Source organism: Kitasatospora sp. YST-16 (genome assembly GCF_026802215.1).
Taxonomy (GTDB): Bacteria; Actinomycetota; Actinomycetes; order Streptomycetales; family Streptomycetaceae; genus Kitasatospora; species Kitasatospora cineracea.
In genome coordinates, this window is sequence record NZ_CP113837.1 from 5,030,164 (window position 1) to 5,041,840 (window position 11,677).

Here is an 11,677-nt window from a genome sequence, read left to right on the forward strand (position 1 = left end):
CGTTAATCTTGGCGTCATGCCTGAAACCCGCACTGTCGCCCTGGTCACGCTCGGATGCGCCCGCAACGAGGTCGACTCCGAGGAACTCGCCGGGCGACTGGAGGCCGACGGCTGGCGACTGGTGGACGACGCCAGCGAGGCCGACGTCGCCGTCGTCAACACCTGCGGGTTCGTCGAGGCCGCCAAGAAGGACTCCGTCGACGCCCTGCTGGAGGCCAACGACCTCAAGGGGCACGGCCGCACCCAGGCCGTGGTCGCCGTCGGCTGCATGGCCGAGCGCTACGGCAAGGAACTCGCCGACGCCCTCCCCGAGGCCGACGGCGTGCTCGGCTTCGACGACTACGCCGACATCTCCAGCCGCCTGAACACCATCCTCTCCGGCGGCCACGTCGAGGCCCACACCCCCCGCGACCGCCGCAAGCTGCTCCCGCTCACCCCGGTCGAGCGGCAGGCCGCCGCGGCCGAGATCGCCCTCCCCGGCCACGGCGCCCCCGCGGACCTCCCCGACGGCGTCGCCCCCGCCTCGGGCCCGCGCACCCTGCGCAAGCGGCTGGACGACGCCCCGGTCGCCTCGATCAAGCTCGCCTCCGGCTGCGACCGCCGCTGCTCGTTCTGCGCCATCCCGGCCTTCCGCGGCTCCTTCGTCTCCCGCCGCCCGAGCGACGTGCTGAACGAGGCGGTCTGGCTGGCCGGGCAGGGCGTGCGCGAGGTCGCCCTGGTCTCCGAGAACAACACCTCCTACGGCAAGGACCTCGGCGACATCCGCCTGCTGGAGACCCTGCTCACCGAGATCGCCGCGGTCGAGGGCATCGAGCGGGTCCGGGTCAGCTACCTGCAGCCCGCCGAGATGCGTCCCGGCCTGATCGACGTGATGACCGGCACCGACAAGGTCGTCCCGTACTTCGACCTGTCCTTCCAGCACTCCGCGCCCGCCGTGCTGCGCCGGATGCGCCGCTTCGGCTCCACCGAGCAGTTCCTCGGCCTGCTGGAGTCGATCCGGGCCAAGGCCCCCGAGGCCGGCGCCCGCTCCAACTTCATCGTGGGCTTCCCCGGCGAGAGCGAGGAGGACTACGCGGAGCTGGAACGGTTCATCACCCACGCCGGGCTCGACGCGATCGGCGTGTTCGGCTACTCCGACGAGGACGGCACCGAGGCCGCCGGCTACGACGGCAAGCTCGACCAGGACGTGGTCGACGACCGGGTCGCCCGGCTCTCCAAGCTCGCCGAGGAGCTCACCGCGCAGCGCGCCGAGCAGCGGATCGGCAGCGAGGTCACGGTGCTGGTCGAGTCCGTCGAGGACGGGGTGGTGGAGGGCCGGGCCGCCCACCAGGCCCCGGAGACCGACGGCCTGACCACCCTGCTCGGCGTCCCGGACGCGGTGGTCGGCCGGTTCTACCGGGCCACCGTGACCGGCACCGAAGGCGTCGACCTGGTCGCCGAGGCGATCGAGGTCCCGCAGCCCGCCGGAGCCGACGTATGACCAAGGGGCCGGGGGCCCCGGCCGCCACCCGGCCGACCCCGGCCGCGGTCCCGCCGGAGCCCGGCCTGTGGAACATCGCCAACGTGCTGACCATGTTCCGGCTGGTGCTCGTCCCGGTCTTCGCCGCGCTGCTGTTCGCCGGCGGCGGCCACGACCCCAAGTGGCGGGCCCTCGCCTGGGCGGCCTTCGCCATCGCGATGATCACCGACGTCTTCGACGGCGCGCTGGCCCGCCGCAAGGGCCTGGTCACCGACTTCGGGCGGATCGCCGACCCGATCGCCGACAAGGCGATCATGGGCACCGGCCTGATCGGCCTGTCCCTGCTCGGCGACCTGCCCTGGTGGATCACCGCAGTGATCCTGGCCCGGGAGCTCGGCATCACCCTGATGCGGTTCTGGGTGATCCGCTACGCCGTCATCCCGGCCAGCCGCGGCGGCAAGATCAAGACGCTCGCCCAGGGCACCGCGGTCGGCATGTACGTGCTGGTGCTCACCGGACCGCTGGCCACCGCCCGCGCCGTGGTGATGGGCGTCGCGGTGTTCCTCACCCTGGCCACCGGCCTCGACTACGTGCTGCAGGCCGTCCGGCTGCGCCGCGAGGGCATCGCCCGGGAGCGCCGCGGTGAGTGAGGGCGCCGCGGCCGCCCGGGTGCTGGCCGCGCTGGAGGCCGACGGCACCACCCTGGCCGTCGCCGAGTCGCTCACCGGCGGCCTGCTGGCCGCCGCCCTGGTCCGGGTGCCCGGCGCCTCCGCGGTGTTCCGGGGCTCGGTCACCGCGTACGCCACCGACCTCAAGGCCTCCGTGCTCGGCGTCGACGAGGGACTGCTCGACGTGCACGGCCCGGTCCACCCCGTGGTGGCCCGGCAGATGGCCGAGGGCGTGCGCCGTCTGCTCGGCGCCGACTGGGCGCTGGCCACCACCGGCGTGGCCGGCCCCGACCCGCAGGACGGGCAGCCGGTCGGCACCGTGTACGTGGCGCTGGCCGGACCGGCGGGAACAGAAGCGCTCCCGCTCCGGTTGTCGGGTGGGCGTGACACGATCCGGCACGGATCGGTGGACGCCGCGCTGGAGCTGCTGCTCCGGCGGCTGGCGTCCGGGCAGGTCTGAGCTTCGCCGAAGACCCGGTGCGGTGCGCCGAAAACCCGCGAACCCGCCGCACCCGGCGGGGGAACGTGTTACACCGGAGGCTCCGGTCGGGCCGCCCCGGCCGGGAGCACACGCGTCGACCCGGCGTCGACTGCGCGTCCGGAGCCGGACATCTGCCCGTCACGGGTGGTTCGACGGCCCCGGAGGGGAAGAAACAGGGAGGGGGCGCCTTGCAGCCCAGAGTGAACACGACCCCGGTCCCCGCACGGGATGCTGGCAAGGCGGTACGGTGGGGTCGTGACATCTCGATCCGCAGTCCGAGGAGGGAGGCACCGATGATTCTGCTCCGTCGCCTGCTGGGCGATGTGCTGCGTCGGCAGCGCCAGCGCCAGGGCCGCACACTCCGCGAGGTGTCGGCAGCCGCCAGGGTTTCGCTCGGTTACCTCTCCGAGGTCGAGCGGGGTCAGAAGGAGGCGTCCTCCGAGCTGCTCTCCGCCATCTGCGACGCGCTCGACGTGCGGATGTCGGAGGTCATGCGGGAGGTCAGCGACGAACTGTCGCTCGCCGAACTTGCGGCGATGGCGACACTCTCGGAGGGTGATCTGCTGAGGCCGGTGCTCGAACCGGTTCCGCTGCCGGCGCCCGGTGTCGACCGGTCCGGGTCCATCTCGCCCAAGGCGGCGATGGACGTGGTGGCGGCCTGACCGGACCTCGACCGTCCCGCTGGTGCGGGACGCCGGGTGAAGGAGGGCCACGATGCGGAGTGCGCGCAGTGCGCTGCTGCTCGGTGCGACGGCACTGGTCGGCCTGGGCCTGATACTGCTGCTGATGGGCGGCACCGCGATACACGGCGGTGCCGCCCTCGGCGTGCTCGCGGCCGGCTGGTGGGGCGTGGGGCTGATCCCGGTGCACGCCAGGACCGCGCCGGAGCCCGCGCGGCGGGAGGCCGCGGCGGGCCCGGGCCTGCCGCGGCCCGGCCCGCCCGGGGCGGGGGACGCTCCCCCGGGAGGGTGAGGCGAGCCCCCGCTACCGGAGCCGGTAGCCCTTCGGGGTGGGGTGGAAACCGGCCGTTTCCAGCTGGGGGCCCAGGGGGCTGGTGAGGGCGGGGTGGCCGTTGACGCGCTCCACGGTGAGCGGACCGGCCAGCGCGGCCAGGGCGGCGTCCAGCGCGGGGCCCTCGGCGGGCCAGGCCAGCAGCGACCTGCCGCCGCGCTCCAGGTACAGCACCAGCTCGCCGTCGACCAGGGCGACCAGCGCGCCGGCCTTGCGGGCCGGGCGGTGGGCGGCGGCGGTGTCGGCGGGCGGCTCCGGCCAGGACAGGGCCGCGCCGTACGCGTTGGCCGGGTCGGCGGCGGCCAGCACCAGGGCCTGCGGGGCCTGCGCGGCGGGCTCGGCGGACCACTCGGCGCCCGCCGTCCGCTCCAGCCGGGAGCTGACCGAGCGCAGCCGGTCCGCGGCGCCGTCCATGGCGAACTGGGCGCCGCCCAGGCCCTCGACGAAGTACCCGCGGCGGGCCCGGCCGCGCTCCTCGAACGCCGACAGCACCCGGTAGACGCCCGCGAAGCCGCCCGGGACGCGCTCGGCCGCCACCGCGCCGCGGGTCAGCACGCCGTGCCGGTCCAGCAGGGCCTGCGCCTGGGCGGCGGCCCGCGCCGTCACCTCGCCGCCGAACGCGGGCAGCAGCGACCAGCGGCCGGCCGCGGTCGGCGGGCCGGTGCGGGAGGCCGGGCGGGCCAGGCCGCGCCCCGCGCCGCCGTAGCGGCCGCGCGGGGTGGCGCGCGGTGCGCGGTGCGCGGTGGTGCCCGCGGTGCGGCCGGAGCCGAGCAGGCCGCGCAGCGGGGCCAGGGTGTCGTTGGTGACGTACCCGGCCCAGACCAAGTCCCACAGGGCGTCGGCGATCTCGGCGTCCGGGGTGTCCGGGACGCGCTCGGCGAGCTGGCGGAAGAACGCGCCGTAGCCGCCGGTCAGCGCCTCCAGCAGGGCCGCGTGCACCGGGCCCGGGGTGAGCGGGAGCGGCTCGGGCCGCAGCAGGTGGGCGTTCTCCGGCAGGTGGAGGCTGATCCAGCCGTCCTTGCCGGGCAGCGCGCCCGCGCCGGACCAGCCGATCTCGCCGGCCGCCATCAGCTCGTCCAGCAGGGCGGGGGAGTAGTCGGACAGCCGGGCGGGCAGCACCAGCTTCTCCAGGGCGGAGGCGGGCAGCGCGGTGCCCTGGAGCTGCTCGACGACCCGGTAGAGGCCGTCCGCGCCGCGCAGCCGGTGCCCGGCCAGGTGCTGCCACTGCGGGAGGAACGCGGCCAGCGCCTTCGGCGGGACGGCCTCCACCTCGTGCCGCAGCGCGGCCAGCGAGCGGCGGCGCAGGCGGCGCAGCACCTCGGTGTCGCACCACTCGGGGACGGTGGAGGAGCCGTCGGGCCGGAACTCGCCCTGGACCAGGCGGCCGGCGGCGGTGAGGCGGTGCAGGGTGCCGGTGACGACGGCGCTGCCGAGGCCGAAGCGCTCGGCGGCCTCCTGTGCGGTGAACGGGCCGTGGGTGCGGGCGTGCCGGGCCAGCAGGTCGCCGAGCGGGTCCTTGACCGGCTCGGTGAACGCCTCGGGGACGCCGACCGGCAGCGGGGTGCCCAGGGCGTCGCGCAGCCGCCCGGCGTCCTCGATCGCGGCCCAGTGCAGGGCGCCGCCGATCCGGACCTGGATGGCGCGGCGGGCGGCCTCCAGCTCCAGGGCCCACAGCGGCTGCGCGCCGCGCTCGGCGAGTTCGGCCTCGGCGAGCGGGCCGAGCAGGCGCAGCGCGTCGGCGACGCCCTCGGCGTCCCTGATCCGGCGCTCGGGGGTGCGGCGCTGGAGCTCGGCCTCCAGGTCGGCGAGGACCTGCGGGTCGAGCAGTTCGCGCAGCTCGGCCTGGCCGAGCAGTTCGGACAGCAGCCGGGAGTCCAGCGCGAGGGCGGCGGCCCGGCGCTCGGCGATCGGGGAGTCGCCCTCGTACAGGAACTGGGCGACGTAGCCGAACAGCAGGGAGCGGGCGAACGGGGACGGTTCGGGGGTGGTGACCTCGACCAGGCGGACCGCGCGGGACTCCAGGTCTCCCATCAGCTCGACCAGGCCGGGCACGTCGAAGACGTCCTGCAGGCACTCGCGGACGGCCTCCAGGACGATCGGGAAGGAGCCGTACTCGGCGGCCACCTCCAGGAGTTGGGAGGCGCGCTGGCGCTGCTGCCACAGCGGGGTGCGCTTGCCGGGGTTGCGGCGCGGCAGCAGCAGGGCGCGGCCGGCGCACTCGCGGAAACGGGCGGCGAACAGGGCCGAGCCGCCGACCTGGTCGGTGACCAGCTGCTCGATCTCGGCGGCGTCGAAGACCGCGGCGTCGGCGCCGACCGGGGCCTCGTCGGCGGGCGCCGCGGGCGCGGCGGAGGGGAAGTCGGCCAGCAGGTCGGCGTCCGGCAGGCGCAGCACGATGCCGTCGTCGGCGTGCATCACCTGCGGGTCCAGGCCGTGCTTCTCGCGCAGCCGGGCGCCGATGGCCAGCGCCCACGGGGCGTGCACCTGGGCGCCGAACGGGGAGTGCACGACGATCCGCCAGTCGCCGAGCTCGTCGCGGAAGCGCTCGACCACGATGGTGCGGTCGTCGGGCAGGTGGCCGCAGGCCGCGCGCTGCTCGGCGAGGTAGGCGAGCAGGTTGGCGGCGGCCCAGTCGTCCAGGCCCGCCGCGTGCAGGCGGGCGGTGGCCGCGGCGGGCTCCAGGGCGCCGATCTCGCGGACGAACGCGCCCACGGCGCGGCCGAGTTCGAGCGGGCGGCCGAGGGTGTCGCCCTTCCAGAACGGGAGCCGGCCGGGGACGCCGGGGGCCGGGGTGACCAGCACCTTGTCGTGGGTGATCTCCTCGATCCGCCAGGAGGTGGTGCCCAGGGTGAAGACGTCCCCGACCCGGGACTCGTAGACCATCTCCTCGTCGAGCTCTCCGACCCGGCCGCCGCCCTTCTTCGGGTCCGCGCCGGCGATGAAGACGCCGAACAGGCCGCGGTCGGGGATGGTGCCGCCGGAGGTGACGGCCAGTCGCTGGGCGCCGGGGCGGCCGGTGACGGTGCCGGCGACGCGGTCCCAGACCAGGCGGGGGCGCAGTTCGGCGAAGGCGTCGGACGGGTAGCGGCCGGCCAGCATGTCGAGGACGCCGTCGAACGCGGACTGCGGGAGGGTGGCGAACGGGGCGGCGCGGCGGCACAGGGCGAGCAGCTCGTCGACGTCCCAGACGTCGAGCGCGGTGATCGCCACCAGCTGCTGGGCCAGCACGTCCAGCGGGTTGCGCGGGACGCGCAGGGCCTCGATCCGGCCGGTGCGCATCCGCTCGGTGACCACGGCGGACTGCACCAGGTCTCCGCGGTACTTGGGGAAGAACACGCCGCTGGAGACCGCGCCGACCTGGTGCCCGGCCCGGCCGACCCGCTGCAGGCCGGAGGCCACCGAGGGCGGGGACTCGACCTGCACCACCAGGTCGACGGCGCCCATGTCGATGCCCAGCTCCAAGCTGGAGGTGGCCACCACGGCGGGCAGCCGGCCGGCCTTCAACTCCTCCTCCACCAGGGCCCGTTGCTCCTTGGAGACCGAGCCGTGGTGGGCCCGGGCGAGCAGCGGCGGGGCGCCCGCGGCGGCCCCCGAGCCGCCCATCAGCTCGGCGGGGGAGCGCGCCTCGGGCAGCGGGGCGCCGGTGGCCCGCTCGTAGGCGATCTCGTTCAGCCGGTGGCACAGCCGCTCGGCCAGTCGGCGGGAGTTGGCGAACACGATGGTCGAGCGGTGCGCCTGGACCAGGTCGACGATCCGCTCCTCGACGTGCGGCCAGATCGAGGACTGCCGCTGCGGGTCGGACTCCTCGGCGGGCGCGGCGGGCAGGTCGGCGAGGTCCGGGACGGGGACCACCACGGACAGGTCGAAGCGCTTGTCGCTGCCGGGCTGGACGATCGCGGCGCCGCGCCGCGGGCTGAGGTAGCGCGCCACCTCCTCGACCGGGCGGACGGTGGCCGACAGGCCGATCCGGCGGGCCGGGCGCTCCAGCAGCTCGTCCAGGCGCTCCAGGCTGAGCGCCAGGTGCGCGCCGCGCTTGGTGCCGGCCACCGCGTGCACCTCGTCCAGGATCACCGTGTCGATGCCGCGCAGGGCGTCCCGGGCGGCGGAGGTGAGCAGCAGGAACAGCGACTCGGGGGTGGTGATCAGAATGTCCGGCGGGTGGGTGGCGAACTTCCGGCGGTCGGCGGCCGGGGTGTCGCCGGAGCGGATGCCGACCCGCACCTCGGGCTCCGGCAGGCCGAGCCGGACGCTGGCCTGCCGCAGGCCGGTGAGCGGGGCGCGCAGGTTGCGCTCCACGTCGACCGCGAGGGCCTTCAGCGGGGAGACGTAGAGCACCCGGCAGCGGCGCTTCGGGTCGGCCGGGGGCGGGGTGGCGGCCAGCCGGTCCAGGGCGGAGAGGAAGGCCGCCAGCGTCTTGCCGGAGCCGGTCGGGGCGACCACCAGCACGTCCGTCTCCAGCCGGATCGCCGACCAGGCCCGGGACTGCGCCTCGGTGGGGGCGGCGAACGCCCCGGTGAACCAGGCCCGGGTGGCCGGGGCGAAGCCTTGCAGCGGATCAGCGTCGGAGGTGCCCATGCCCCCATGGTGCCCCGACAGGCTGACAGGTCACGGAACGGTCACCGTCTGACCCAACCCCGCGCAGCAAATCGTACAAATCGCTCATATCGTGAGGAACCGGACCCGATCCCCGGCGTCCGGCCCTGCCTGACGAGCGGAGACCGTGCGATGGAGCAGGTGAGCCAGGCCCGCAGCGACACCCCCGCCACCCGCCGGCGCCGCAGCGTCCGGGTGCTCGGGGCGACGCTGCTCACCGGACTGCTGCTCGGCGGCGCCGTCCCCTACGTCACCGGCACCGGCGACACCTACCTCAGCTACCTGGTGCTGGACGAGCGCACCGACGCCCGCGGCGCCGAGCACGCCGCCGACCAGGCCCGGGCGCTCGGCGGCAAGGTCGTCCAGGACTACCCGCAGATCGGCGCGGTGCTCGCCTACGCCGGACCCCGGTTCGCCGGGAAGCTGCGGCAGCGGCCCGGGATAGCCGCCGTCGGCGCCACCCGCACCGTCCCGGTGCCCTCCCCGCCCCGGCCGCTGGCCGGCGCCGCCTTCGACACCGGCACCGCGCACGGCCCCGAGGCCGCCGCACTGCCGCTCGGGGACGCCGTGCCGCCCGGCGACACCGCCGAGCGCGCCGACGACTCCACCGCCACCGTGCCCGATCCCGGCGAGCAGTCCGACTGGAACCTCGCCATGATCGGCGCCCTCGACCGCCCCGCCGGACGCGGCGCCGCGCTGCTGCGCCCGCCGGTCGCCGACCGCGGCACCGCGACCTCCGCCGACCGGGCCTCCGCCTTGCCCACCGCCCAGCAGCTGTCCAAGGTCACCGTCGCGGTGCTGGACTCCGGCGTCGACGACACCCACCCCGACCTGCGGGCCGCCGTCGACCCGGGCGCCTCCGCGTCCTGCGCCGACGGCCGCCCCGACTCCCGCAGCGGCGCCTGGCGGCCCGACGACGCGATCAACGAGAGCGGCCACGGCACCCACGTCGCCGGGATCGTCGGCGCCGCCCGCGACGGCCACGGCGTCACCGGCGTCGCCCCCGGCGTGCGGATCGCCGCCGTCCGGCTGCTCGGACCGCTCGGCCAGTACTACGCCGAGAACATCGTCTGCGGCATGCTCTGGGCCGCCGACCACGGCGCCCGCGCCATCAACGACAGCTACTTCGCCGACCCGTGGAAGTACAACTGCCCCGAGGACGCCGACCAGGCCGCGCTGGCCGCCGCCGTCGGCCGGGCGGTCGCCTACGCCCAGCGCAAGGGCGCCGTGGTGGTCGCCTCGGCCGGCAACGACGGCCAGGACCTCAACGCCGGACGCGCCGACCGGCGCAGCCCCAACGACCGCACCACCGGCCCTCCGGACGACCGGCAGCTCGGCACCGAGTGCATCCGGCTGCCCGGCGAGCTGCCCGGCGTGGTCACCGTCACCGCCGTCGACCGCAACGGCCTGCCCGCCGGGTACAGCAACTACGGGCGCGGCAAGGTCTCCATCGCCGCCCCCGGCGGCGACCCCGACGGCGGCACCCAGGGCGCGGTCGTCTCCGACTGGCCCGGCGGCCGGTACGCCGCCCTGGCCGGCACCTCGATGTCCGCCGCGCACGTCACCGGCGCGGTCGCCGTGGTCGCCGCCCGGCACCCCGACTGGAGCCCCGACCGGATCGCCGCCGACCTCGCCCGGGCCGCCGACGAGAACTGCACCAAGGCCCTGCCGCTCGGCTGCCAGGACCGCGGCTTCTACGGCGCCGGGATCCTCGCCCTGCCCGCCGACTGACTCCGGGCGGGGCCGCCGGTGCCCGATACTGGGCGCATGAGGCTGACCGAGTTCTGGCGACGGATGCACGAGCACTTCGGCGAGGCGTACGCGGAGTCCTTCGCGCAGGACCACGTGATGGGCGAGCTCGGCGGCCGCACCGTCCGGCAGGCGCTGGACGCCGGGTGGGAGGCCAAGGACGTGTGGCGGGTGGTCTGCGTCACGCAAGGAGTGTCGTCCCTGCTGAGGTGAGACCGTCCGCCCCGCCGTGGGCGAGACTGTCCCGGTGGCGAGCAGCGCAGAGCACCCCGACCCGACGGCCCCCGGCCGGACGACCCCCGACACCCCGTTCGACACCCCGGTCGAGGCCGGGCCCGGCACCACGGACCGGGCCGCCGAGGCCGTGGCGGCCGCCGACGCCGAGACGGCGCGCACCGCCGCCGCCCGGCTGCTGCGCCGGGCCGAGACCGGCAGCGGCGCGATGCCCCGCTGGCTGCCCCGGGCGATCCTGCTGGCGCTGCTCGGCGTCGGTCTGTTCCAGCTCGCCGACTGGGCGTTCCACCAGCTGATCGACCTGTTCGTGATGCTGCTGGTGGCGTTCTTCCTGTCGCTGGCGATGGAGCCCGCCGTCGACCGGATGGCCGCCCGCGGGATGCGCCGCGGCCTGGGCACCTTCCTGGTGTTCATCGGCCTGGCCCTGGCCGTGGCGGGCTTCCTGGCCTCGCTCGGCACCCTGCTGGTCGACCAGATCACCCAGATCGCCGGGAAGCTGCCGCAGCTGCTCCAGGACCTGATCAACTGGATCAACCACACCTTCCACACCGACCTGTCGCTCGACCAGCTCCAGCACCAGGTGCTCAAGGACTCCGGCACCATCGAGAAGTACGCCCAGCAGGCCGCCGACAACGTCTGGGGCGTCACCGGGACCGTCATCGGCGGGCTGTTCCAGGCCTTCACCGTCGGCCTGTTCACCTTCTACTTCACCGCCGAGGGCCCCCGGGTGCGGCGCACCGTCTGCTCGCTGCTGCCGCCGTCCAAGCAGGGCGAGGTGCTGCGGGCCTGGGAGATCGCGCTCGCCAAGACCGGCGGCTACCTGTACTCCCGGGCGCTGCTCGCGCTGATCTCCACCCTCGCGCACTGGGCGTTCTTCGCGGCCATCGGCCTGCCGTACGCGGCGGCGCTGGCCGTCTGGGTCGGCGTCATGTCGCAGTTCGTGCCGACCATCGGCACCTACCTGGCGGGCGCGCTGCCGGTCCTGGTCGGGCTGACCGAGCGGCCGGTGGAGGCGCTGTGGGTGCTGGTCTTCGTGATCGTCTACCAGCAGATCGAGAACTACCTGCTGCACCCGCGGATCACCGCGAAGACCGTCGACGTGCACCCCGCCGTCGCGTTCGGCGCGGTGATCGCCGGGGCCGCGCTGCTCGGCGCGGTCGGCGCGCTGATCGCCATCCCGGTCGCCGCGACGCTGCAGGGCTTCGTCGGGACGTACGTGCGCCGCTACGAGGTCGAGGACGACCCGCGGATCGACCGCGGCGAGGAGCGGCGCGAGCGGCGGCGGCACACGGTGCGGCGGCTGCGGCGGATGATGTCGGGCGGTTCGGGCGGCCCCGGCAGCTCCGGCGGTTCCATTCGTTCGGGTGCGGACGGTGCCGGTGGGGAGCGGGCGGAAGGGGAGCGGCGGGAGGAACCGCCGGGGGAATGACCCGGCGGGTAAGCGTTTGGTGCCTCCTCCGGGCTCTGGATGGGTGAGGAGGT

General features: G+C 75.6%; 9 protein-coding genes. 8 read left to right on the forward strand and 1 reads right to left on the reverse strand.

The genetic code is table 11. From position 1 onward, the window contains the following. Positions 1 to 16: 16 nt before the first annotated feature. The 5 genes from rimO to OU787_RS22980 all read left to right on the forward strand — a co-directional run bounded on the left by rimO (position 17) and on the right by OU787_RS22980 (position 3,580). Complete coding sequence (gene rimO, locus OU787_RS22960; RefSeq protein WP_268660415.1) at positions 17 to 1,480, forward strand: 30S ribosomal protein S12 methylthiotransferase RimO; 1,464 nt, start codon at positions 17 to 19, stop codon at positions 1,478 to 1,480. Further along, positions 1,477 to 2,109: a CDP-diacylglycerol--glycerol-3-phosphate 3-phosphatidyltransferase gene (gene pgsA, locus OU787_RS22965; RefSeq protein WP_030457963.1), complete on the forward strand. Its 633-nt coding sequence runs from the start codon at positions 1,477 to 1,479 to the stop codon at positions 2,107 to 2,109. The genes rimO and pgsA overlap by 4 nt, the downstream gene beginning before the upstream one ends. Next, a complete protein-coding gene (locus OU787_RS22970; RefSeq protein WP_268660416.1) occupies positions 2,102 to 2,587 on the forward strand; it encodes a CinA family protein in 486 nt (161 codons plus the stop codon). The genes pgsA and OU787_RS22970 overlap by 8 nt, the downstream gene beginning before the upstream one ends. Positions 2,588 to 2,901: 314 nt before the next feature. Further along, on the forward strand, positions 2,902 to 3,270 hold the full coding sequence (locus tag OU787_RS22975; RefSeq protein ID WP_030457965.1) for a helix-turn-helix domain-containing protein: 369 nt from the start codon (positions 2,902 to 2,904) through the stop codon (positions 3,268 to 3,270). A 52-nt stretch (positions 3,271 to 3,322) separates the two neighbouring features. Next, positions 3,323 to 3,580: a hypothetical protein gene (locus OU787_RS22980; protein ID WP_268660417.1), complete on the forward strand. Its 258-nt coding sequence runs from the start codon at positions 3,323 to 3,325 to the stop codon at positions 3,578 to 3,580. A 12-nt stretch (positions 3,581 to 3,592) separates the two neighbouring features. Here OU787_RS22980 and OU787_RS22985 read toward each other — a convergent pair whose 3' ends face one another. Continuing rightward, positions 3,593 to 8,194 carry an ATP-dependent helicase gene (locus OU787_RS22985; protein ID WP_268660418.1) on the reverse strand — a complete coding sequence of 1,534 codons (4,602 nt, stop codon included), beginning with the start codon at positions 8,192 to 8,194 and terminating at the stop codon, positions 3,593 to 3,595. 150 nt (positions 8,195 to 8,344) lie between these two features. Here OU787_RS22985 and OU787_RS22990 point away from each other — a divergent pair, with 150 nt between their 5' ends. Genes OU787_RS22990 through OU787_RS23000 form a run of 3 tightly spaced genes read left to right on the forward strand, consistent with a single transcriptional unit; the run spans position 8,345 to position 11,624 of the window. After that, the gene (locus OU787_RS22990) at positions 8,345 to 9,943 is read left to right on the forward strand and encodes a S8 family peptidase (protein ID WP_268660419.1); all 1,599 of its coding nucleotides are present in this window, start codon (positions 8,345 to 8,347) and stop codon (positions 9,941 to 9,943) included. Positions 9,944 to 9,979: 36 nt separating this feature from the next. Beyond that, positions 9,980 to 10,174: a DUF3046 domain-containing protein gene (locus OU787_RS22995; protein WP_030457969.1), complete on the forward strand. Its 195-nt coding sequence runs from the start codon at positions 9,980 to 9,982 to the stop codon at positions 10,172 to 10,174. Positions 10,175 to 10,208: 34 nt separating this feature from the next. Continuing rightward, on the forward strand, positions 10,209 to 11,624 hold the full coding sequence (locus tag OU787_RS23000; protein WP_442788529.1) for an AI-2E family transporter: 1,416 nt from the start codon (positions 10,209 to 10,211) through the stop codon (positions 11,622 to 11,624). The last annotated feature ends 53 nt before the right edge of the window (positions 11,625 to 11,677 follow it).